The following is a 23,591-nucleotide window of genomic DNA, read 5'->3' on the forward strand; positions in this document are numbered from 1 at the left end:
GTGGCGCCGCTGTTGACCGCCACGGTGCCGCTGACCGTGGCGCCACTGATGCTGGCGCCGCCGCTGACCGTCAAGCCGGTGTTGCTGGCGACGATCAGGGCGCCGCCCGTCTGGACGTAATCGCCGGTGATGACACGGTTGCCGGTGGCATCGATGGTGCCGCCGGTGTTGACCAGGGTGTGGCCGCTGACGTTCACGTTCTCGGCCAGGCGCAGGCCGCCGGACATCACCACGTCGCTTAGGGTGTTGAAGAGGACGCCGCCGGTCAGAAGGCCCACCGTCCCCGCCGTGCCGCCGAGGATGGACAGGTCATGGGAAGACAGGTTGCGGATGGTGCCCGACAGGGTGCCGGTGTTGACCAGTTGGCCCAGGCTGCCGGTCGAAGCGATATGGACCGCCGTGGGCGCCGAGACGGTGCCGGTGTTGGTCAAGGTGGCCAGGGTGCCACCGATGTAGTCGCTCTGCGCCAGCAACAGCAGGTTGGTGCCGTCATCACCGCCGGAAAGGGTGATCCCCAGCTGTGGCGCTACGACGACGGACGCGCCGGTGTAGTCGGACCCGGCGCCACCGGCCACCACGGTGGTGGGTGCGCCCACGACGTAGTTGGCCTGCGTCGGCAGGTTGGAAACGCTGACCAGGGCGCCCGTCAGGCTGGCGCCGCCGCTGACCACCAGTTGGGCCCCGTCGGTCAGACTGAGGCTGCCGCCCGTCTGGGCATAGTCGCCGGTGATGCTGACGGTGTTGGCCAGTGTTATGCCGGCGCCGGTGTTCAGCACCCTGTGGCCGGCGGCATCAATGGTATCGTTCAGCAGCAGGTCGCCGGTGGTGAAGACCACATTGCTGAAGGTGTTGCTGATGGTGCCCTGGCTGCCGGCGCCATAGCCGGTGAAGGTGCCCACCGTGCCGCCGCTGCCGCCGGCGATGGTCAAGTCGCCGTAGGAATAGCTGTCGTTCAGGGTGCCGTTGACGATGTTGCCGGCGACCAGGCCCATGTTGACCAGGGTGCCGATGCTGCCGCCGAAGACCAGCGCCACGGCGTCGGGCGCCTGGATGGTGCCGCTGTTGACCACTTGGCCCACGGTCCGCAGCGATTGCAGGATGCCGTATTGGTTGCCGGTGCCGCCGCTGACGGTGATCAGCCCGCCGTTCAGCACCGCGCCAATGGAACCGACGTTGTAGATGCCCACCCCGCCCAGGGTGGCGGCGATGGTGCCGCTGTTGCTGACCGTGGCGACGGTGCCGTTGTTGACGATGGCGAAGCCGCTGCCGTCCACGGCGATGCGGCCGCTGTTGGCGATCAGGCCGCCGACGGTGCTTTGGCTAATGATGCCGACATGGGCCAGGATGGTGCCGGTGTTGGACACCGTGCCGATGGTGGCGCCGGTGCCGACGCGGATGCCGAACTGGGTGGTGCTGGCGCTGACGCGCGCGTCGACCAGCCCACTGTTGACCAGGGTGCCGATGCTGGCCGCCGCCACGTCGATCCCCGCCCCCACGGTGCCGGCGGTGAGGTGGCCGGCGTTGACCAGCGTGCCGATGGACACGCCGCTGGCGACATAGGCGGCGATGCTGCCGGTATCCACGGTGCCGGTCAGCGTCAGGCTGGCGGCGTTGGCGCCGATATAGTCGTTGGTGGCCACCGCCAGCAGATTGGCGCTGTCCGTGCCCAAGGCGGCCGTCAGGGGGCCGAGACCGCTGGCCACGGTGCCGTTGAGGCCCGAATAGGCGCCGCTGGCAGCCGCCACCAGGGTGGCCAGCGCGTCGCCCACCAGATAGGTGCTGCCGATGGTCGACAGGGTGGACACGGCGGCGTTGACCGTGCCGCCGGTGATGCTGGCGGTGCCGCTGACCACCAGTCCGGTGCCGGCGGCGAGTTCCAGGGTACCGGACGTCTGAGCGTAGTTGCCGGTGACGGCGACGACGCTGGACAAGGTCAGGGAGGCGCCGTTGCTCACCAGGGTGTGGCCGGTGACGTTGACAGTGTCGTCCAGCAGCAGGTTGCCGCCCAGCACCACATTGCTGAGGGTGTTGATGATGCCGCCGCCGGTCAGCGCGCCGACCGTGCCGGCGGCGCCACCGGTGATGGACAGGTCGACGGCCGACAGGTTCAGGATGGTGCCGGACAGGGTGCCGGTGTTGGTCAGTTGCCCCAGGCTGCCGGACGCCGCGATGTAGACCGCCGTGGCGGCCGACAGGCTGCCGCTGTTGGTCAGCGTGGCAAGGGTGCCGCCGATATAATTGCTGCTGGCCAGCAGCACCAGGGCGTTGCCCACCGTGCCGCTGGTGACGCTGATGTGGGCGGTGGGGCTGACGACGAGGGAGACGCCGGTGAAATCGGACCCCGTGCCACCAGCCACCAGGGTGGCGGGGCTGCCCACGACATAATTGCCGGCGGCGTTGGGGGTGACGGTGACGTTCGCGTTGGTCAGGCTGGCGCTGCCGCTGACCGACAACATGCCGCTGTTGGTGAGGACCAGGCTGCCACCGGTCTGGGCATAGTTGCCGGTGACCTTGATGGAGTTCACCAGCGTCAGGGCCGCACCAGTGTTGAGAACGGTGTGGCTGCCAACGGTGACGCGGTCGTTCAGCAGCAGGTTGCCGCTGGCGAAATACAGATCGCTGGTGGCGTTGGTGAACACGCCCACGACGGCGGTGCCGCCGGGATTGAGCGTCCCGGAATAGCCGGTCAGGGTGCCCACCGTGGCGCCGCTGCCGCCCAGGACGGTCAGGTCGGGCACGCTGTTCGTGAGGGTGCTGGTGCTGACGTCGCCGGCGATGGTGCCGGAATTCACGATGGTCAGGAACGCGCCGCTGCCGCTGCTGACGCTTTGCACGAGCAGGGCGGTGGGCGCCGAAATCAGGCCACTGTTGATCAGCACGCCGAGCGTGGTCGTCCGCTGAATGATGCCGTAGTTGTATGTGCTGTTGGCGCCCAGGAGAATGGCGCCGGTATTGATCAGTGTGCCGATGGTGGAACTGCTGAGGATGCCGGCGGACCCGACGCGCATGTCGATGGTGCCACCGTTGCTCAGCGTCTGGATGGTGCTGGCCGTGCTGTAGATGCCGATGCCGTGCGATTCCCCCTTGATCAGGCCGGTATTGGACAGGCTGCCGACGGTGGCGTCGAAGGCCGTGATGCCGTAGCGGGCCTGGATGGTGCCGGTGTTGGACAGGGTGCCGACGTTGGCGCGCCGCGCAAGGGCGATGCCGGTCTGCGCGGTGAAACCAGGCAGAACGTGGGTATCGATGGTGCCGTCGTTGACCAGGGTGCCGATGGTGGCGGCGGTGCCAATGCTGATGCCGATGGTGTTGGTGGTCAGGTGCCCGGTGTTGACCAGGGTGCCGACGCTGATGCTGGGCGCCACGAAGACCGCGACGGCGACGAGGCCGTTGGTGTCGATCGTGTCGGCCAGCGTCAGGCTGGGCGTGCTGGCGCCGATATAGTCGTTCAGGGCCTGCGCCACCAGGTTGGTGCCATCCGTGCCGATGGTGGCGGCGAAGCGGGTCAGGCTGTTGGTGATGCTGCCGGTCACGCCGCTGTAGCTGCCGCTGCCGGCGGCTACCAGGGTGGCCAGGGCATCGCCCGCCAGATAATTGGTGTTCGATGCCAGGGTGGACAGGGTGGCGGTCACCAGGCCGCCCGTCAGGCTGGCGCCGCCGCTGACCATCAGTTGGCCCGCGGTGCCCAGCGCCAGGGTCCCGGACGCCTGGGTGTAATCGCCGGTGACGGTGACGATGCTGGTCAACGTCACGGCGGCGCCGCTGTTGATCAGGGTGTGGCCGCTGACGTTGACGGCGTCGTTCAGCAGGAAGCCGCCGGTCAGGATCAGGTTGCTGAGCGTGTTGGTGATGGTGCCCTGGCCGCTCATGCCCGTGTAGGTGCCCACGGCAGTGCCGCCGCCGAGAGTCAGATCCGTGCTGCCGTTGTTGATGACGGCGCCCAGGATGGTGCCGCTGTTGCGCAGCGCGCCCAGGGTGCTGTCGCTGGAAATGGAGACGGCGAAGCTGGAGCCGCCGATCACGCCGCTGTTGACGATGCTGGTGATCGACGAACCGTTGATCAGGGCGATACCGCCCAGGCCGGTTTTGATGGTGCCGCCGGCGGTGATCAGCAGCGGATTGACCCGGGCGTTTTTGAACAAGGCGCCGATGGTGCCGGCGCCGATCACCGTATTGCCGGTGAGGGTCACGCCGCTGGAAGTGAAATTGCCGCTGTAGGTGGTATAGGCGGTCTGGGCGTGGACGGGCCGGGGCGCCGCCATGCCGACGGCCACCACCGCCAGGGAGGAGCCGGCCAGAAAAACCCGCCGGGCACGCGCAAGCCGCAGCCGGTGGTTGCATTGTATCTCTTGCGGACAGGTGTCAGCCCCGCCAGCCCCTCGCAGCCCCATCCCTGCCCCCATACTTTTTTGATCGCCCCACAGAAAGCCCGCCGCCTTACACCACTGGCTCAAATCCGCTAACAGATTGTTTCCATTGAAACATTCAGAGTGATTTCTTTTCGCCCCACCGCAAACCTCATGCATTATTCTTATGTAATATCGCATAGTACTATAGAGAAAAACTCAATATTAACCAATAATACCTTCCGTATACGCATTCAGACCAACCGTTCAGCATTTGCCCATTCCCCTCTGGCTCAAACACTCCAGCAGGAACACCCCCCGCATTTCGGGCCCCTGGAATGATCCAGGTCTTCATCGGGGCAGGTCTGTCGGGCGGGCGGCACCAGGGCCCGGACGGGCTGCGGCATGTCCCGTTCGCCGATCTCATGTGAGAGTAGTTACGGGCCCAGAACCTGTCTGTAGAACAAACGCGCCACAGCGGTGATGGTCCTTTTCCCGATGACTCCTCCAATAACCATCGATCCGAATACTGGGATACCGCTGGATTTTATGACGCCGGGACGGGGTATTGATCACACCAACTGGCGCCGCGCCAAATCTGCAAAAACACCACTTCGGGCAATAAGGTCAGCGTAGCTGCCGTTTTCCACCAAGCGGCCCTGGTCCATGACGAAGATGCGGTCGGCCTCGATGATGGTGGACAGGCGGTGGGCGATGACCACGCGGGTGGCCTGCAACCCGCGCACGCTGTGCGTCACGATGGCTTGGGTGGCGTTATCCAGGGCGCTGGTGGCCTCGTCGAACAGCAGGATGCGCGGCCGGCCGGCAATGGCGCGGGCGATCATCAGCCGTTGCTTCTGCCCGCCGGAGATGACGCCGGCCCCTTCCGCGATCACCGTGTGCATGCCCATGGGCATGGCGCGGATGTCCTGGTCCAGGCCGGCCAGCCGCGCCGCCTCCCACGCGTCGTCCACCGTCAGGCGGGGGGAGGCGCCGATGATGTTGGACGACAGCGGCCCGGGGATCAGCTTGCCGTTCTGCAGCACCACGCCCAGCTGCCGGCGCACCGCCCCCAGATCCAGGCCGGCCAGATCCTGGCCGTCATAATAGATGGCGCCCCCCTGTGGCCGATCGAACCCCAGCAGCAGGCGGAACAGGGTGGACTTGCCGGACCCGGACGCGCCGACGATGGCCACGAACTCCCCAGGGCGGATGCTGATGGACACGTCGTCCAGGACCAGCGGGCCGTCGGCGCTGTAGCGGAAGCTGACATGGCTGATGTCGATGGCCCCGGTGAAGGGCCGGGGGGCGGCCTGCACCCGGTTGGGTTCGGGCAGCGCCTGCAGCAGCGGGCGCAGGCGTTCATAGAGGGGGGCGGCGCTCAGCGCGTTGGTCACCGCCATGGTCATGGCCAACGTGGCGGCGAAGAACTGGCTGAAGGCGGCGTTGAAGGCGGCGAAGGCGCCGGTGCTGAGCGGTGCCGCGTCCACCACCGCCGCGAACAGGCAGAGGGAGGCCAGGACGACATAACCGGCATTGAACACCTCCAGCCAGTTGACCAGGCGCTGCACGCCGAAGCTGAGCGTCTTCTGCTGGGCGAAACGCGTTGCCCACAGGGCGAAGGCGCGCTTCTCCGCGCCATTGGCGCGCAGCTTGGCCATGCCGGTCAGCAGCTGGAAGACGCGGGAGGCCAGGTCACCCTGCACCGCAATCATGCGCCGCTCCAGCCGCAAGCGCAGCAGGTTGATGCCCACCGCCGTCGCCATGGCGATACCGGCCAGCGTCGCCACCAGCAAGCCCAGCCGCCAGTCTATGGTGAACAGGAAGGCGAAGCTGGCCAGGCTGAAGATCCAGCTGATCAGGGCCGATTGGGCGCTTTCGCTGATGCTGTGCAGAATCTGCGTGGCGCCGAAGATGCGCTGGGTCAGATCGCCCGCCGCGTAGGTCCGGAAGAAGGGGGCCGGCAGGCGCAGGACCCGCTGCATCACCGCCGCCTGGACACTGATGGCAGCCCGCGCGTCCACCCGCAGCAGGGCGATGGCGCGCGTCAGCTCAAAGGCGCTGACGCCCAGGGTGGCGGTCAGCAACAGCAGGATGAACTGACCAAGCCGCCCCGGCTCTCCCGCCGGAATGACGGTGTTGATCAGGGCGCCGGTGGCCACGGGCACGCCCAGGCCCAGCACGCCGCCCAGCGCGCCCAGCAGCAGCAGGCGGGCGATGTCGCGGCCGCTGCCTCGCAGGGCGAAACGCGCCAGGCTCCAGAGGGTGATCCGCTCATCCGGCAGGGGCCGGTAGAAGACGAAGGCCTGGGTCTCCAGCCCGGCCGCCTGCTGGGCATCCAGCCGCACCCGCGTGCCGGCGGCGGGGTCCCAAAGCCACAGCCCGTCGCCGCGCGCCACCGGCAGCAGCGCCACGGGCGCGCCGTCCTTGCGGAAGGCCAACAGGGGCATGGCGCCATCCCGCCACCAGTCGCGGCCGGTCAGGGCCACGACGCGCCAGGCGGCCCCGGCCTGGCGGGCCAGGCCTTCCAGGCGCTGGATGGGGTCATCGACGGCGGGGGCCGACACGGCCGGCGTGATGCCGGCGGCGCGGAAGACCTGCCGGCAGGCGTCGACCAAGGCGTCGCCCGTGCCCAGCAGGACGGCGGAATCCGCCGCCTGCCCGGCCAGCACCTGGGCCAGGTCGCCGATGGACGAGGCGAACATGCGGCCGTCGGCACGGGCCTTGTCCTGTAGCCGCTGGTCGAGGGAAGCGTCGGTCATTGGTCGGTCGCGATCAGGGTGCTGTAACGGCCGCCCAGGGCCATGAGCGTGTCATGGCTGCCCCGTTCGGCGATGCGCCCGCGCTCCATGACGATGATCTCGTCACAGTCGCGGATGGTGGACAAGCGGTGGGCCACGATCAGGCAGGCGCAGCCACGGCGACGCAAATTGCCGTCGATGGTCTTCTCGGTCACCGGATCCAGGGCGGATGTCGCCTCATCCAGCACCAGCACGCGCGGCCGGCCAGCCAGGGCGCGGGCGATCTCCAGCCGCTGGCGCTCCCCGCCGCTGAAGTTGGCCCCCGCCTCCTCCACCACCGCGTCATAGCCGCCGGTCCGGGCAGCTATGACGTCGTGGATGGCGGCATCGCGGGCGGCGCTGACCATCTCCTCCGGCGGCAGGGTGCCGTCCCACAGGCTGAGATTATCGCGGATGGTGCCGGCGAAGAGGTAGACGTCCTGGTCGACGCTGCCCAGGGTGGCGTGCAGCCGGTCGCGGGCGATCCGATCGCACGGAATGCCGTCCAGCAGCACCTGCCCCGCCCATGGTTTCAACACGCCGGTGACCAGGCGGGCCACCGTGGACTTGCCGCTGCCCGAGCCGCCCACCAGGGCGACACGGCGGCCGGGTTCCAGCGTCAGGCTGAAATCCTCGATCAGCGGCGCCTCCAGCCGGCTGTAGCCGAAGCGCAGGTTGCGCAGCTCCAACCGCCCCGCCAACGCCCCGCCCTCGGGCTCGCCGTCCCCAGCCCCGCCAACGGCGGCGGGAAAGTTCAGGACGTCGTCCAGGCGGGCCATGTCGCCCTGCGCCTCCTGCAGCTTGCCCGCCAGGCCCATCAGGTTGGTCACCGGCTGGGTGAAGCTGGCCATCAGACCCTGGAAAGCCACCAGCATGCCGATGGACATGCGCCCATCGATCACCCGCAGGCCACCCAGGCCCAGGATGGCGACGGAGACCAGGGCGTTCAGCAGATTGGGCAGGACAGCCAACAGGCGGGTGTTCAGCTCCAGCCGCTGCTCGCCGTTGATGACCTTGGCCAGATGACCGGACCAGCGGGCGAAGAAATCCCCCTCGCCGCCCGTCGCCTTCAGGGTCTCGATGGTTTCGACGCCACCCATGGTGACGGCCATCAGCTTGCCCCGGTCCTGGAGCAGCCGCAGATTGTCGTCCCGCCGCTTGCGGGCGATGCCCCGCAGCACCAGCAGGTTCAGCGCGGTGATGGCGAGGCCGGCCAGGGTCAGGCCCACATCGTAGGTGGCCATGATGGCGGCGTAGAAAACGACGGACAGGACGTTGACGGCGTTGGTGGCCAGGTCGCCGGCGAGCAGACGGGCCACACGATCGTTGGCAGCCACGCGCACGCTGATGTCGCCGACATAGCGCTGATTGAAGAACTCTATGGGCAGACGCAGCACATGCCAGAAGAAACTGGCGGAGGATTGCAGTGACAGCCGCGTTTCCAGGCGCAGCAGTTGCGACTGCTGCAAGGCGGTCAGCCCCATGCGCAATCCGGCGGTGATCAGCATGCCCAGCAACAGGGGCGGCAGCCAGCCATCCAGGCGCTTGATCAGGATCTCGTCGATGAACACCTGGGTGAATACCGGCAGCGCCAGGCCCGGCAGCACCAAGGCCAGGGTGGCGATGACGACGAAGGCGAAGGCGGCGCGCACGCCGCGCAGGCGGCGGGCCAACGCCCTGGCCAAGCTGGGCTCGTTCCCGCCCTCCTGGAACTCCGGCCCCGGCGCCATGGCCAGGGTGACGCCGGTATAGCCCTCGCTGAACTCCGCATCCGTCACCGTGCGGGGGCCGGTGGCCGGATCGTTGATGTGGACCACGCCCGTGCCGAAACCCTCCACCACCAGGAAGTGGTTGAAGTTCCAGAAGACGATGGCGGGCATGGGCGCCTGGCGCAGCTGGCCGATGTCATAACGCTTGCCGCCGGCGGTCAGGCCGTAGGCCCGCGCGGCCTTGACCACGTTGCTGGCCTTGCTACCATCGCGGGAGACGCCGCAGGCGGCCCGCAGTTCCTCCAGTGAGACATGGCGGCCGTGGTAGGCCAGCAGGATGGCCAGGCTGGCGGCGCCGCATTCCACCGCTTCCATCTGCAGGATGGTGGGCGTGCGCAGCCGGCGCTTGAAGGGAAGACCGGTCATCAGTCACGCGCCCGGCTGGGGGAGGATTTGTCCAGGAAGGGGAACAGCAGGGCGATGGGCCGGCGGCTTTCCAGCACGAAGCTGCCACTGCACAGGGTGCCGCTGCTGATCTCCAGCGCGTCGCCGGCGGGGGAGGACCAGCGGTAGCCGCTTTGCGACCGAGGATCCGGCACCAGGTCGACCTCCACGGCGATGGGTGGGCCCTCCGGCGCCAGCTCGTCCACCAGGGCGGGATTGGGCAGCAGGGCCAGCATGCCGGCCTGCGTCGCCGGGTATTTCGACACCGACCGCACCCGGCCGATGAGATAGCCGTCGCGCTCGCGCAGGCTGGTGACGGGCGAGATTTCCGTGGTCATGCCCGGCCGCAGCAGCTTGGCGTTGCTGGAGGGTGGCAGGTACAGCACGGCGCGCAGCGGGGACTCCCCGTATTCCATGCTGACGATGGGGTCGCCGGGTTTCACGGCGTGGCCGTTGGTGGCCATGACCTCCACCACCTCGCCGTCATGGTCGCTGACCACCCGGTGATCCAACGCCGCCTCGAAGCGCAGGCGGTCCAGTTCCTGCTGCGCCTGAGCGCGGGTCTCCGGGGCGCCCGCCATGGCTGCGGCCCCCTTGGGAGCATCCAGGGTGCGCACATAGGCCTCGGCGGAGGCGATCTGCTGGGCCAGCGCCGGGTCGATGATGCGGCCCAGCACCTGGCCCTTGGCGATATGCTGACCGGGGCTGAGGTGTTCCATGTCGGCCACGACGCCGTCGACCACGGCCACGACGTTGAAGGTGCCGCCGTCATGGATCAGCACCCCCCGTCCCGCCATCCGCGACGGCAGGGTGCCGAAGACGGCCCAGGCCAGGATCGCCACCAGCAGGACGGCGGACGCCCACAGGGCGATCCAGGCGCGCGCCGGCGTCACCTGGACCAACTGGTCCAGCTGTTCCGGCGAGGACAGGCCGTCCAAGGCCGCCTTGCGGAAAATCGGATTACTCATGCCCCCAATATCCCTTCAATACCCGCCCCCTTTACTCCCATATCCGTCAGGCGCAGGCGCGCGCGGGCGCCGGCTGGATCACCCCGGGCCCGGTCAGCAGGCCCAGGTCGGTCAGCAGGTCGCGCATGGCGTCGTCGCCGGGATAATCATCGCCCCCGCCCATGATGCGGGCGGTGTTGAACGCCTCCCGCGCGATGATGGCGCGGTCCCGCGCGTCCAGGCCGGCGATGAACTCCAGGCTTTCGTCGACATGGCCGATGTCGCTGCCCACGGCGCTGTGCACCCGCAGGCAGCGGGTGGCGACGACGCCGGCCGGCAAGGCGGCCTCCACCTCGGCGATGACCTCGGCGGTCACGTTCAGGCTGGTGCGCTCCAGGACATAGGCGTAGCCCAGCACGGCGATGGGCTCCGCCGCCTCCGCCAGCGCCCGGTGCCGTTCCGCCAAGGCCATCGCCGTGTGGGGACGCAGGCGATCCACGAAGGTCGCGGCGGGCAGACCCAAGGCCTCCATGTCCAGCCAGGCCAGGGTGTCGTGACCCGTCTCCTCCTCCGCCACATGGCGGCAGTAGGCGGCGACGGTGACCTGGCCCCGCTCCTCCAGACGATCGGCGGCAAGGCGCATGGCGTCCGGCGTGACGCCGGTGGTGCGCCAGCCGGCGGCCAGGCCGTGGACATAGCGCAGAAACACGTCACGCTGGGCGGAGGACGGACGCGGCCCGGTGGCGGCGGCCACCGCGGCGGAGAAGCCGGCATACATGGCGCCGGACATCAACTGCCGGGTCGCCCGCGCCGAGCCCCGCGCCGACAGGCTGTCGGCCGGGCCCGGCTGCCAGGGCGGCAGGCGATGCAGGCGGAACCGCTCCCCGGAGGCCTCCAGATGCAGGCCGCCGGGCAGGGAAAGGCTTTCCGAAAACTCACTCATGGCGTGCCCCTCACACGAAGATGGGAATGGGGTTGAGCTCGGCCTCGGCCAGCGGCCGGTCCAGCCAGCCCATGCGCACGGGCACGTCGTACAGCCGGCCCGGGGCGAAGCGCGCCCAGAAGTGGCGCAGGCCGGGGACGACCACCTTGACCACCGGCAGGCCCAATTCCGCCCGCGTCTGGTCCAGCACCAGCATCTCCAGGCCGGCACGATCCAGGATGGACAGGCAGTGGTTGATGTCGGCCAGGAAGTCGCCGCTGTGCTGCACCGGGAAGTCCTCATGCCGCGCCGGCGCCTGGGCCGGGTCGGGCGCCAGATAGGGCTGGTTCTCCAGCGTGGACGTCTGCAACCAGTGCAGCGTCTCCGGATCCTCGATCTTGCCTTCCACCTCGGCGGTGGCCAGGCCCAGCATTTGGTTCATCTCGGCATAGGCGCGCTGTAGGGCGATGCGGGCGTCCAGGTGGCAGCCCAGGCCGAACAGGATGCGTTCCTGCGGGGCGTCGACCTCACGGGACAGGGCCACGAACACCGGGATGCCCAGGTCCGACGTCAGGTCCAGCGCCCAGGTCTCCCGCCCATGCTTTTCCCGGTAATGCCGGGCGATGCGCGGCAGGTAGGGATCGTTGAAGGTGTCGGTCGCGACGCCCCGGCGGCGCAGGCGGTTGTACCACCACAGCGCGGTGGCATCGCGCTCCACCAGTTCGAAGAAGCCCTGCAGCAGGGCCTCCTCCCGGGTGTTGCCGGCGGCGTTGCCGTTGGAACAGCCCATGGCGTAGAAGTCAGCCCCGCTGCGCCCGCCGTCGACGCCGTAATAGACCAGTTGCGTCGGCAGATGCTTGAACCGCTTCTCGGTCAGCGACCACAGCGGCGTCCAGTCCACGGCGTGATCGTCGGGCAGCGGATGGGGCGTGATGTTGAAGACCGATTGCTTGGCGTTCTGCGCCTCGCGATCGGCGAACTGGGCCTCGCTGTAGCCCATGACCACGTTGGGGTGGATGGCCTCCCCCGCCGGCCAGTCTTGCCAGGCCCGGCGCACCCGCACCTCGTCGCCCACGATCTCGCCGCTGCCGCGCTCCAGCGCCTCACACAGGGCGCTGACCTTGGCCTGCGCCTCCGACACGCCCTTGCCGGCGCTGCTGCTGCGCAGGCTGCGCTTCAGGTCGCGCAAGGAATCAATGGGGCGGGAGGCGTTCGCGCCCGCGACGTAGACATGGGCCAGCGTCTCGTCCGGCGGCGTCGCCGGCTGCAACACGTTGACCACGCCGGTGATGGGGCTGACCAGGTGCTGGTACGCAGCCAAGGTCGCCTGGGGCGACACGCCGCGGTGGCCGCCATCGGATTGGAAGGCCGCCCGGGCCGTGCCCAGTTCCAGCGGCCGCGCCACCGGTTCCGCTGGCGTGCCACAGGCGGGGCAGAGCGGGTTGCGCGTCAGGACGTGGGTCTGCTGGGCATGGGTAACCCAATCGCGGCTGACCACCTGGCCCTTCAGGGTGCTGGGCAGGCCCGCCAGGATCAATGCCGCCTCCAGCGCCACGGCGTGGCAGGTGGCGGCCTGGGTGACCGCCAGCCCCACAGGCGGCACCAGCGGGCCCTGGGCATCCAGCTTGGCCGCCGCGAAACGGTGGGTGGCGCGGTTGCGCGCCAGCCGCCGCCGCAGGCATTCCCAGCAGGCCGTGGCACCGGGTTCGAAATAGGGGCCCAGCCACTGCTCCCGCCCGCCGGCGCGCGCCAGCAGCCAGGGCCGTTCCGCCGCCAGCGCCCGACCGTTGATGTCCCGCAACTCCGGCCGCAGGTAGTCGTCGGCCAGGACGATCCACAGATCGGCCGCCTCAGGCGCTTCCTCCGCCAAGCCCGCCGTCGCCAGCGCCGCCCGCAGGGGGGCCGCGTCCACGCCGCCGACCGTCATGAACGCCACGCGGCGGGTGGCGTGCGCGTCCTGAACCGCCCGGGCGTCGGCGCCCGCCGCCTGCCAGAAGCCGGCCACGGACGGGGCGAGATCGGGCGCCGGCGCCGCCAGATGGCCCTGTTCCTCCATGCGGGCCAGGGCGAAATAGACGCGCGCGGCATCCACCTGCCCCGCCAAGGCGTCGGCGATGTCGTCGGCCGAGCGCCGGCCGTCGATCATCGGCACGACCTTCTCATACGCGGCACCGTGCAACACCTTGGCGCCGTCCTCGGTCAGCAGCAGGACACCTTCGCCAGGGATGACGGCGGCGCGCAGGTGCGCCTTCAGGGCGGGAATTTTCAACATGGATAGGGTGCCGTGGTCGTCTGGATATGGATGGGTCAGAACATCGGCGCGCAGGCCGAGTGGGCCGCCAGGTCGAAGCCGCCGGACACCACGTCCAGTTCCTCGTCGCTGAGGTCGGCCGGCCGGGCCGGCAGCACCAGCGTGCAGGCGGTGGCGGTGTTCTCCGCCACGGTGACGGCCATGCCCGCCGGGATGTCCACCCCCTCGTCCCGCAGGACGGTCACGGGGTCGGCCTTCAGGCGGGCCTTGAAGGCGTCGTCAGCCCAGGCTTTGGCGACGACACGGCCATAGGCTTTGGCTTTTTCCTCATGGGTCACGGCGCAATTCCTCTCGCGGTCAGGGATTGAAGGGCTATGCAAGGCCGGTCAGATGGCGCAGTTGGCGCAACACAGGCACCAGTTGGCGCAGTGGGACGGGTCGGCCCCGCCCACGACGCGGCCCAATTCCTCTTCCGTCAGGTCCACGGGCTTGGCCGGCAGGACCAGGGTCCGGGTACCGGTCGTGTCCTCCACCACCCGGATGGCGATCCCGGCAGGCAGGTCCATGCCCTCGCCTCTCAGGACGGCCACAGGGTCGGCCAGCAGGCGGGCCCGATAGGTCTCGCTCCCCCACGCCTTGGCGATGATGGCGCTGATCACCGCATCTCTTTCCCCCGCCGTCATGTCGGCGTCAAAAAGTCGAGCCGCAGGGAATGACGCACAGGATGGCGCCAGCGGCGGTGTTGTCCAAATCCTCGTCCGACAGGTCGGTGGGCCGGGCCGGCAGCACCAGGGTGTAGGCGGTCCCGCTGTTCTCCACCACGTTCAAGGTGACGCCGGCCGGCACCTCCACCCCCTCGGCCTTCAGCACGGCGGCCGGGTCGGCCAGCAGGCGCGCCTTGAAGCCCTCGTCGGTCCAGGCCTTGGCGATGATGCGGCCGCTAACCTTGGCGTTCTCTTCGTTCAGCATTTCCCTATCCTTTCCGGATGTCACAGCGTGGGGGACGCTCCGGTGACGGCATGCCCCGCCACCGGGCATCTCGACCGAGGCCTTAAAAGGCGGGGCAGAAACCGCTGAGAAATCCCCCGGCGGCAGTGTCCAGGTCGTCATCGGACAGGTCCGCCGGCCGGGCCGGCAGCACCAGGGTCTGGACGGCGGCGGTATCCTCCACCACCCTGAAGGTGATGCCCGCTGGCAGATCGACGCCCTCGGCCGTCAGCACGGCGGCGGGATCGGCCAGCAGCCGGGCCTTGTAGCCCTCATCAGCCCACGCCTTGGCGATGATCTTGCCGGTGACCTTCAGGTTCTCTTCGTTCGTCATGTCATTTTCCCTGATGCTTGTGTGTTTGGGTTGATGGGCGCCGAAGGGTGGTCGTCGCGCAAACTTCACAGGGTGAAGCACCAGCCGAAGCCCCCACCCAGGCCGTCCAGTTCGTCGTCGGACAGGTCGGTGGGTGGGACCGGCAGGATGAGGTTCAGGTGCGTGGCGGTGTTCTCCACCACGCTGACGGTCACACCCGTCGGGAAGTCGATGCCTTCGGCGGCCAGGATGGCGGCCGGATCGGCCAGCAGGCGGATCCTGAAGCGCTCATCAGCCCAGGCCTTGGCGATGATCCGGTTGAGAATGTTCGCGGTCAGCATCGCGCCCTCTCCCAAGATTCTTGGGCCGCCGTTCCTTTGGAAAATCAGAATGTGTAGAGCTTGGGGGGAACGGGTGGGCCGGGAACCGGCCGGCCACCGGCCACGCCGCCAAGATCCTCGTCGGACAATTCCGTCGGCTTGGCCGGCAGCACCAGGGTCTGAACCCCAGCCGTATCCTCCACCACCTTGAAGGTGACGCCCGCCGGAAGGGCGACGCCTTCCGCCGTCAGCACGGCGGCCGGGTCGGCCAGCAGGTGCGCCTTGTAAGTGTCGTCCGCCCAAGCCTTGGCAATGATCTTGCCGGCGATCTTCGCGGTCTCTTCATCCGTCATGTCTTGGTTTCCTTCGGCTTCAACGTCGCGCCTGCGGCAGGGTCTGGTCAGGGACCGCACAAGCACATGCAGCGGGGCCAGGGCGTTCCGCCCGCGATGCCCGCCAGGTCGTCATCGGACAGGTCCGCCGGCCGGGGCGGCAGCACCAGGGTCTGGACAGCGGCGGTATCCTCGATCACCGTCAGGCGGACGCCGGGCGGCACCGCCATCCCCTCGGCCGCCAGCGTGCCGGCCGGATCGGCCAGCAGTCGCGCCTTGAACGCGCCATCGGTCCACGCCTTGGCGACGACCTTGCCGTATGCGTTATCGGTGTTCCCCATCATCTTCCCGTCCCCGCCGGTCTATGACTTAGAGGCAGAAGTCGCTGGACATGACACAGCCGCACCAGCCGCCGGCCGCTTCATCCAGATCATCGTCGGACAGGTCCGTCGGCCGGGCCGGCAGCACCAGCGTGTACCGGGTCGGTGTGTTCTCCAGCACCGTCACCGTCAGGCCCGGCGGCACGGCCAGGCCCTCAGCTTGCAGGACCGCCACCGGGTCGGCCATCAGCCGCGCCTTGAACCCATCGTCGGACCAAGCCTTGGCCACCACCCGGCCATAGGCCCGGGCGCTGTCTTCACCCATCATCTCGTCTCTCCTTGATCTTGAAAGGATGTGCCGGTTCCCGTCGGACGGGACGCAAAACTCACAGGCTGAGTTCGCAGAAAACGCACCAGCTGCAGGCACCGCCCGCGGCCCGGTCCAGGTCCTCGTCGGACAGGTCCGTCGGCCGGGTGGGCAGGACCAGGGTCTGCACGGCGGCACTGTCCTCCACCACCTTGAACGCGACGCCGGCCGGCAGTTCCAGGCCCTCGGCCTTCAGGATCGTGCCGGATCGGCGAGCAACCCTGCCTTGAAGCCCTCATCGGCCCAGGCCTTGGCGATGACGCGGCTGGGGATCTTCAGGTTTTCCTGCGCGTTCATGCCCATACTCCCCCATCTTGAGTGGCGCAGCCGACTGCTTGCCAAATACCGATCATCCCCAGACCGTTATTGGCGTCCCCATGTACTGGCTGCCGATCTCGTGTGAGAGTATTTACGGGGCCGGATCTTGTCTGTAGAACAAACGCGCGACAGCAGCCGTCGCATACCCTTGTAGGCAGCCTCCCTTATGCAGCCCATGCCCACCACAGCGCCGTCCCGTGTCGCCGTCGCGATCGTCGAGGACGATGCCGGCTTCCTGGACGCGTTGCGCCAGGCGGTCCAGGGCGCGGCCGATCTGCGGCTGACCGGCGTGGCCGTCACCCGCGCCGATGGGCTGGCCCTGTTGGACGGGCCGCCGGCCAACGTGCTGCTGGTCGACCTGGGCCTGCCGGACGGCAGCGGCATCGACATCATCCGCGCCGCCGCCCAACGCTGGCCGGAATGCAGCATCTTGGTCAGCTCCGGCTTCGGGGACGAGGCGCACGTCATGCGATCGATCGAGGCCGGGGCGGCGGGCTATCTGCTGAAGGACAGCGCACCGGTCCGCATCGTCGATGAAATCCGCAGCGTGGCCGCGGGCGGCAGCCCCATCAGCCCCATCATCGCCCGGCAGATCCTGCTGCGCTTCCGCGACCGGGGGACGGAAGTGGCAATCTCGCCCCAGAGCCCGCCCCAGGGCGACACCGGTCCGGCCAGGGCCGGCGCCCATGAGGAAGCCCCCTCGCTGCTATCCCCGCGCGAGAGGGAGGTGCTGGCCCTCATCACCAAGGGCTTCACCTCGGTGGAGGTGGCGCGGATGCTGGACCTGTCGCACTTCACCGTGCGCACCTTCGTGCGGCGCATCTACAGCAAGCTGGAGGTCACCTCCAAGGCTGAAGCGATTTACGAGGCCAGGACCCTGGGCCTGCTGAACAGTTGACCCCCAGGCCCGCGACAACCGCTGATGACGTACCGTCCCGCCTCCCTGCTGGCCGCAGCCGTGCTGCTATTCTCCGTGATGTCGCTGCTGATCGCCGGCATCCACGAAGTGGCAGGGGGGCCGGGGAAGGCCGTGCGCCTGACCCATGCGGAGATTCTGGCCGCCATCGGGGACACACCAGCCCGCCCCCCGGCGACATTGGATGGCCGGATGCCAACCGGCACCTGGCGGCCGATCGCCCTGCCCTATGCCGAACCCATGGTGCCGGTGGATCAAACGGTGCCGGCCATGGCGGCGGGCTATCCGGCCACCACTTGGATCCGGGTGTCCACGCGCGATCTGCCGGTGGGCGCCGGGCCCCTGGCGCTGTACGGCGCCCGCATCGATACCGACGGACCCTACGCCGTCTACGTGAACGGTAAGCTGATCGATTGGCAGCAGCGGCGGGGGCGGCCCTGGAACGGCCTGTTCACGCCCCTGTGGCTGGTGCTGGACCCGGGCGCCGACGGCGCGCCGCCGGACGACATCCTGATCCGTCTGGACCACGCCCCGACCACACCGGTCGCGCTGTCGTCGCTTTGGGTGGGGCCGGAGCAGACGCTGAACGTCCGGCACCGCATGCGCCAGCTGCTGCAGCGCGAACTGCCCATGGCGCTGAACTCCGCCTTCCTGGCGGTGGGTGTGTTTTCCCTGTTCGTCTGGCTCCGCCGCCGTCACGACACCGGCTACCTGCTGTTCTTCAGCCTGGCCGCCATCTCGTTCGCGGCCCATCTGCACTTCTATCTGGACGTTCCGATCACCAGCGACTGGTTCGCGTGGCTGACCATAAACGCGCTGTTCTGGCTGATCGTCATTCTCCATCTTTTCCTGCGGATGCTGCACGGGCGGCCGCTCGCGCTGCTGACGGGCGCCGTGGTGGGGGTGACCAGCGTCCTTACCATCCTGACCCTGCCCGTGATCGGCGTACTGCCTGTCCTGCCCAGCACACCGGTCATCGTGCCCCGCATCTACGCGGTCGCCGTGGTGATGGCGGCCACCGTCAGCGTGGTGGGTGTGGCCTGCGCCTGGCACCGCTTCCCCGAGGCGCGGCTGCTGGCCGGGGGCCTGGCTCTCTGCACCGTGCTGGGCCAGACCGACTGGATGATGCACAATCACGTGCTGGGCCCCGAGGGCTGGTTCCTGGGCGCCTACACCAACGCCGTCACCTTCGCCATGTGCGGCACGGTGATGTACCGGCGCTATGTCGCCGCCATCGCGGAGGTGGAGCGGGTGAACGCCAGCCTGGCGGAACGGCTGCGCGCCCGCGAGGCGGAGCTGGAGGTCAGCCACCGGCGCCTGCGCGAGGCGGAGCGACGCCAGACCATCAGCGAGGAGCGTCAGCGCCTAGAGCGTGATGATTTTAGGTTCGCACATACCCTGCATGGGCGAGGTAGTTTGAACACTCTGCGGGAGTGACGGTTTGGAGAGTTTTGCCGATGGCGGCACAGAGGCCATCGGCAGATCGCTCTTGAGCTTGACGCAGATGATGCTTGAGTTTGGCGAAGAACTGCTCGATGGGGTTCAGGTCGGGTGAGTATTTTGGAAGGAAGATCACCCTGGCCCCGGCCGCCCGTATGGCGTCCCGGACGGCCTTGCCTTTATGTGAGCCGAGATTGTCCATGATGACGATGTCGTTGGGCTTCAATGTCGGGACAAGGACCTGCTCGGTATAGATCCTGAAGCGCTCGCCGTTGATCGGCCCCTTGATCAGCCACGGCGCATCCACGCGATCTTGGCGCAGGGCGGCGATGAAGGTCATGGTATTCCAATGGCCGAAGGGGGCCGGACCAGGTAACCGTTGCCCACGCGGGGCCCAGCCTCGCAACGGCGCCATGTTAGTCTTGGTCCACGTCTCGTCGATGAACACCAATCGAGACGGGTCGATCCCCGGTCGCAGTCTCAGCCATCGCTCCCGGTGGCGGGCGATGTCCGGCCGGCTTCTTTCCGTGGCGACCAAAGTCTTTTTTTATAACTCAGTTTCTCAGCATGCACGAACTCCCAGACCGAGCGGTAGTCCACCTTCAAATTCCGGTCCGCCAGCTCACGGACAAGACCACGTAAGGTGAACGGGCCGCTGGCACAGCGCGTCAGCAGCCAGTCCCGGTGCTCCCCGGAGATCGCCTTCGGCTTATGCCCTCCCATCTGACCAGGAGCCACGCTGCCGGTTACCGCCTCGCGCTCCAGCCATTTGATCGCCGTGCTCACCGCAACGCCAAACCGCTTCGCGGCCTGATGGCGTGACAGGCCATCAAGCTTAACCGCGTCAACAACGCGCTGACGAAGATCCATCGAGTACGGACGACCCATCGTTCCCGGCCCCATATAAATCAAACCGGTAACCTTGAATCACATTCCAAGCTCGTTGGGAATCCAATCCCGAATCAGCCTTATTTCATCCCGCTCTAATGCAGGACATGCACGACGGCGTGGGCGCCTCGCTGATCAGCGCCCTCCGCTCCGTCGAGCAGGGCGCCGTGGACGACGCCAAGGTCTCGCAAATCCTCAAGGGCTGCCTGGACGACCTGAAGCTGGCCATCGATTCCATGGAGCCGGTGGACGCCGACCTGCTGCTGTTGCTGGCTTCGCTGCGTTACCGGTTGGAACCACGGCTGGAGGGATCGGGCATCACCCTGGCGTGGGATGTCCAGGATCTGCCGACGCTTGCCTGGCTGGACCCATCCAGCGCCCTGCACATCCTGCGCATCCTGCAGGAGGGCATCGCCAACATCCTGCACCACGCCCAGGCCAGCACCATACGCCTGGTTACCGCCCCCGAAACCCAGGGGCCTGTGGCCGGCGTGCGCGTCACCATCGAGGATGACGGCCGGGGCTTCGACACGGAAGCGGCCGTGGCGGCCACTGGGGGCCGGGGCCTACGCAATCAGCAGCGCCGCGCCCAGGCCGTGGGCGGCACGGTCGCCTGGACGTCCGGCCCCATGGGCACGCGGTTCACGCTGTGGTTGCCACTGAACCAAGGCGCTGCGACGACCGACTGAGGCCGCATGGAAACGGCAGGAATTGAATCCGGGGTGGGGTCCGGCCAGCTCTGGTCGCCCCCGATCCATTTGCCACCTTTTCATTTATTTCAGGATGTTGCCCCACGTTCCCCTGGAGTCCGCCCCTTAGGATGGACACAGCGGGTATGAAAGATTGACGGTGAAATACGAAGGGCGGATCGCCGCCCCGGAAAGGCTGGTCGGCTGCCGGCTGATGGCGATCGCGCGCTCCAGTCATCTGATCGCCGTCCTGACCGAAGCGCCAGACGCTTCGCGGCCTGACGGCATGATCATCTACCCTCGCCTGATGCAACAGGCACCGGCGCGGAGAAATCCCTCCCGTATTGCGCGTGTTCCTCCTTCAAGGAGGCGATGACGCCCAGCCAATCGCCCAGGGCAGGTTGGCGATGCACGCGGTGGTTGGGGTACCATGGCGACGTCGTGCCGCCGATGCCCCACCGCCAGTCGACGGAATGCGCGAGCAGCAGGGAAACCGGCTTGCCCATGGAACCGGCCAGATGCGCCACCCCGGTGTCCACGGCCACCACATGGTCCAGATTGGCGATGACGGCCGCCGTGTCGATGAAGTCCTGAAGCTGGGGGCTCAGGTCATGCAGCCGCCCTTTGAAGGCCAGGGCCTCTCCCGCCCGCGGCCCCACCTGCAACGAGAACCAGTCGGCGTCGGGAATGGCGTCGAGGACGGCCCCCAGATGCGCCAGCGGCAAGGAGCGGCGGGCATCCTCGGAATGTTGCGGACGGCCAGCCCACACGACGCCGACGCGGCGCCGGCCGCTGGGCGGCGGCAGCAAGGTCCCGCCGCGGGCCACCTGATCCTCCGGCAGGGTCAGCCAGCCGGGGAGCAAGGGCAGGTCCGCGACGCGGAGCGACAGCATGTGCGGCAGGCTCAACAGCGGCACGTGGTAATCAAACGATTCCTCGATACTGAACTTGTGCGGGTTGTCTGGGCGGGAAACGACGCGGATGCCGTCCTTGGCCAGGGCGGTACTCAAAACCCCGGTCAGCGGGGAAGACACTTCCAGCACCAGATCCGCGAGGCCATGGCGGTCCCTCAGGATATGGGCCAGCGGGGTGAACTGGAGGATGTCGCCGAACCCCTGCTCCCCCCAGACGTAGATACGCTTGCCCTCCAGGTTCTCGCCCCGCCATTGCGGTGCCGCCAGGATGCGACGGGGCTCGGGGAACTGGTCCCATACCCAGCGCCACTCATAATCGGCCCAGCCGGTGGCGAAGTCGCCGCGCGCCAGGCACGCCAGGGAATGGTTCCAGCGGGCAAGCGCGTTGCCCGGCGCCAGCTTCAGCGCCACATCCAGCGCCATCACGGTGGCGTCGATGAAGCCGGCGGTGCGCAGGGCCTTGTCCAGGGTCTGAAGAACCTCCTCCAGCCGTTCCAGCCGGCCATCGGGCATCCCCTCCGGCAGGGTAGCCAGCGCCGCGGTCAGTTCCGGCAGGCGGTCGCCGGTCTCGTCAACCAGTTGCCTGCCCAGATCCCGCGCTTCGGGCAGCACCCGGCCAAAGAGGATGACGCCCACGATCAGCGGCACGACCGCCTCGCGCGATTGGCCCATCCAGGCCAATCCCGTGCCCATGTTGACCCAGGCGGAATAGTTCAAGGGGGACAGCGCCAGGATGCGGCGGTAGAGAGGAATGGCATCCACATGCTGGCCACGGGTCTGCAGCATGACCGCCAGGTTCAGCATGGCGGAGGCGGCGCGCGGCAGGTCCCCCATGCGCTCGAACACGGTGCCCAGCGAGCAATAATACAGAGATTCGCCGGGTTCGATCTTCAAGGCGTGCTCGAACAGGCCGGCGGCCCTCAAATTATCTCCCTCATACGCGGCCATGACGCCCAGCTGGTGCAAACTGGGCGCCGTCAGCTCCGGACGCTCGGTCAGTTGCAGGAAGACCTGGCGCGCCTCGGCCGTCCTTCCGGCGGATTGCAGCTGCAGTCCCTGCGCGAAAGCGGGGACGCGCCGGCCCAGCTCCATCAGCATGTCGCCGCTGCGTTCGACCACCGGGATGGAAAAGTCGCCGCTATTGTTTCCGCTCATCCTGCTTCGTGCCTTGAATGGGGGCTGACGTCATCTGTAGCTGATTATACACGCCGCCTTCGCTACCGGCGGATGAAACGGCGTATGTCTGCGCCGAGGATGCCGGGCCGCCGCCGCTCTCACCGCCGCGGGTGCCTTGCGAGGCGGTGCTGCTTGAAGGTGCGCCACTGTCGCTGGCGGACGTACCGCCGGACGCGCCGGACGAGGTTCCGCCGGATGCACCCGAGGACGCGGCCGCGCCCGGCACCGCGGTATCGCCGCCGCCCGACGACGTCGAAGCCGCTGTGCCGGTGGTGGCGGAGGCAGTGGTCACGGCTGTCGCCCCGGTCGAGACGGTGCCGCTGGCGGTGGCCGGCGCGCTGACGCTCCCCACGCCCCCACCGAGACTGGCGGTGACGGCGGGGGCGGCCAGACTGGCGATCGGCAGCAGGGCCGCGACGACCTGGCGCTGCAAGGTGCTTGTGGTCAGCGCCGCGGACGCACCGACGCTCAGCAACCCGGTCTGATATAGAATCGTGTAATTGCCGAGCCCCGTGCCGATGGCGCCAGAGGCGGTAATGCCATAGCTGCCAGGCGCGGCCGAAGCCAGGGCGCCGGGACTGCTCAAGGTCACCCGGGTGACACCGTCTCCGTTCACCAATCCCGTCACGCCGTAACCCGCGAGGACCAGATCAAGGCCCGCCGTTTTGCTTTCATCGCTGGCCGTGATGGTCAGCGCCGCCGGGATCACCGTCAGCGTGCCGGCAGCGTAGCTCACCGCGTAGTTGCTCAGCCCCGTGCCCGTAGCCCCGCTGGCCACGACGCTGTAGCTGCCCACCGACGCCGCCGTGCCGCTGCCGCTGCTGGCCAAGGTCACGGCCGCAATGCTGTCGCCATTGACCAGCCCACTGCTGCTGTAGCCCGTCAGGCTGACGCTGGTGCCGTAGGTCTTGCTCGCCCCGCTGGCCGTGATGGTCAGCGCCGCCGGGGTCACGGTCAGTGTGCCATCGGCGTAGCTCACCGAGTAGTTGCTCAGCCCCGTGCCCGTCGCGCCGCTGGCCACAACGCTGTAGCTGCCCACCGACGCGGCGGTGCCGCTGCCGCTGCTGGCCAGGGTCACGGCCGCAATGCTGTCGCCATTCACCAGGCCGCTGCTGCTGTATCCCGTCAGGCTGGCGCTGGTCCCATAGGTCTTGGTCGCCCCGCTGGCGGTAATGGTCAACGCCGCCGGGGTCACCGTCAGCGTCCAGCGGC

At 68.2% G+C, this 23,591-nt stretch carries 21 protein-coding genes; 3 read left to right on the plus strand and 18 right to left on the minus strand.

The annotated features are described in order from the left end of the window. The 15 genes from I55_RS20425 to I55_RS39360 all read right to left on the minus strand — a co-directional run. Positions 1-4,262: S-layer family protein (locus I55_RS20425; protein ID WP_148293867.1), on the minus strand; the 4,262-nt coding region annotated here is incomplete at its 3' end. A 656-nt stretch (positions 4,263-4,918) separates the two neighbouring features. Then, complete coding sequence (locus tag I55_RS20430; protein WP_049974341.1) at positions 4,919-7,108, minus strand: NHLP bacteriocin export ABC transporter permease/ATPase subunit; 2,190 nt, start codon at positions 7,106-7,108, stop codon at positions 4,919-4,921. Beyond that, a complete protein-coding gene (locus I55_RS20435) occupies positions 7,105-9,261 on the minus strand; it encodes an NHLP family bacteriocin export ABC transporter peptidase/permease/ATPase subunit (protein ID WP_044562434.1) in 2,157 nt (718 codons plus the stop codon). The genes I55_RS20430 and I55_RS20435 overlap by 4 nt, the downstream gene beginning before the upstream one ends. Next, positions 9,261-10,247 (minus strand): NHLP bacteriocin system secretion protein, encoded by a 987-nt coding sequence (locus I55_RS20440; RefSeq protein WP_044562435.1) that lies wholly within the window; start codon positions 10,245-10,247, stop codon positions 9,261-9,263. The genes I55_RS20435 and I55_RS20440 overlap by 1 nt, the downstream gene beginning before the upstream one ends. Before the next feature lie 46 nt (positions 10,248-10,293). After that, positions 10,294-11,169, minus strand: coding sequence for a hypothetical protein (locus tag I55_RS33325; RefSeq protein ID WP_049974342.1), 876 nt, complete (start codon positions 11,167-11,169; stop codon positions 10,294-10,296). 10 nt (positions 11,170-11,179) lie between these two features. Beyond that, positions 11,180-13,420: a TOMM precursor leader peptide-binding protein gene (locus I55_RS20450; protein ID WP_044562436.1), complete on the minus strand. Its 2,241-nt coding sequence runs from the start codon at positions 13,418-13,420 to the stop codon at positions 11,180-11,182. 35 nt (positions 13,421-13,455) lie between these two features. After that, positions 13,456-13,737 carry an NHLP leader peptide family RiPP precursor gene (locus I55_RS20455; RefSeq protein ID WP_044562437.1) on the minus strand — a complete coding sequence of 94 codons (282 nt, stop codon included), beginning with the start codon at positions 13,735-13,737 and terminating at the stop codon, positions 13,456-13,458. Positions 13,738-13,785: 48 nt separating this feature from the next. Next, positions 13,786-14,058 (minus strand): NHLP leader peptide family RiPP precursor, encoded by a 273-nt coding sequence (locus I55_RS20460; protein WP_252181233.1) that lies wholly within the window; start codon positions 14,056-14,058, stop codon positions 13,786-13,788. A gap of 31 nt (positions 14,059-14,089) precedes the next feature. After that, a complete protein-coding gene (locus tag I55_RS20465; RefSeq protein WP_044562439.1) occupies positions 14,090-14,368 on the minus strand; it encodes an NHLP leader peptide family RiPP precursor in 279 nt (92 codons plus the stop codon). Between the two features lie 82 nt (positions 14,369-14,450). After that, on the minus strand, positions 14,451-14,720 hold the full coding sequence (locus tag I55_RS20470; RefSeq protein WP_044562440.1) for an NHLP leader peptide family RiPP precursor: 270 nt from the start codon (positions 14,718-14,720) through the stop codon (positions 14,451-14,453). A gap of 65 nt (positions 14,721-14,785) precedes the next feature. Continuing rightward, entirely contained in the window at positions 14,786-15,040 is a 255-nt protein-coding gene (locus I55_RS20475) for an NHLP leader peptide family RiPP precursor (protein WP_044562441.1), read from the minus strand. Positions 15,041-15,084: 44 nt separating this feature from the next. Continuing rightward, entirely contained in the window at positions 15,085-15,372 is a 288-nt protein-coding gene (locus I55_RS20480; protein WP_044562442.1) for an NHLP leader peptide family RiPP precursor, read from the minus strand. A 47-nt stretch (positions 15,373-15,419) separates the two neighbouring features. After that, complete coding sequence (locus tag I55_RS20485) at positions 15,420-15,695, minus strand: NHLP leader peptide family RiPP precursor (protein WP_083901294.1); 276 nt, start codon at positions 15,693-15,695, stop codon at positions 15,420-15,422. Between the two features lie 25 nt (positions 15,696-15,720). After that, positions 15,721-15,999 carry an NHLP leader peptide family RiPP precursor gene (locus I55_RS20490; protein ID WP_044562444.1) on the minus strand — a complete coding sequence of 93 codons (279 nt, stop codon included), beginning with the start codon at positions 15,997-15,999 and terminating at the stop codon, positions 15,721-15,723. Between the two features lie 58 nt (positions 16,000-16,057). Then, a complete protein-coding gene (locus I55_RS39360; protein WP_307718721.1) occupies positions 16,058-16,189 on the minus strand; it encodes a hypothetical protein in 132 nt (43 codons plus the stop codon). A 342-nt stretch (positions 16,190-16,531) separates the two neighbouring features. Between I55_RS39360 and I55_RS20500 the strand changes: the two genes are divergently transcribed. Together I55_RS20500 and I55_RS20505 are read left to right on the plus strand one after the other, a co-directional pair. Next, entirely contained in the window at positions 16,532-17,254 is a 723-nt protein-coding gene (locus tag I55_RS20500) for a response regulator transcription factor (protein ID WP_199902661.1), read from the plus strand. 24 nt (positions 17,255-17,278) lie between these two features. Then, the gene (locus I55_RS20505; RefSeq protein ID WP_049974343.1) at positions 17,279-18,709 is read left to right on the plus strand and encodes a 7TM diverse intracellular signaling domain-containing protein; all 1,431 of its coding nucleotides are present in this window, start codon (positions 17,279-17,281) and stop codon (positions 18,707-18,709) included. Here I55_RS20505 and I55_RS34940 read toward each other — a convergent pair. Next, positions 18,654-19,600, minus strand: a protein-coding gene (locus I55_RS34940) for an IS630 family transposase (protein ID WP_085939907.1) whose coding sequence is annotated in 2 segments (ribosomal slippage) — positions 18,654-19,261 and positions 19,261-19,600 — 948 coding nt in all. Because the reading frame shifts where the segments join, the coding sequence is not laid out codon by codon here. The two genes, I55_RS20505 and I55_RS34940, sit on opposite strands and share 56 nt — an antisense overlap. A 107-nt stretch (positions 19,601-19,707) precedes the next feature. Between I55_RS34940 and I55_RS20515 the strand changes: the two genes are divergently transcribed. After that, positions 19,708-20,289: a sensor histidine kinase gene (locus I55_RS20515; protein WP_199902662.1), complete on the plus strand. Its 582-nt coding sequence runs from the start codon at positions 19,708-19,710 to the stop codon at positions 20,287-20,289. A gap of 290 nt (positions 20,290-20,579) precedes the next feature. On the opposite strand, the gene I55_RS20520 is transcribed toward I55_RS20515, so the two are convergent. After that, positions 20,580-22,358, minus strand: coding sequence for a tetratricopeptide repeat protein (locus tag I55_RS20520; RefSeq protein ID WP_044562447.1), 1,779 nt, complete (start codon positions 22,356-22,358; stop codon positions 20,580-20,582). Next, positions 22,342-23,591: MBG domain-containing protein (locus I55_RS37260; RefSeq protein WP_286364313.1), on the minus strand; the 1,250-nt coding region annotated here is incomplete at its 5' end. The genes I55_RS37260 and I55_RS20520, both read right to left, overlap by 17 nt.

The sequence above is a fragment of the Azospirillum sp. B4 genome (assembly GCF_000333275.1).
Lineage (GTDB): Bacteria > Pseudomonadota > Alphaproteobacteria > Azospirillales > Azospirillaceae > Nitrospirillum.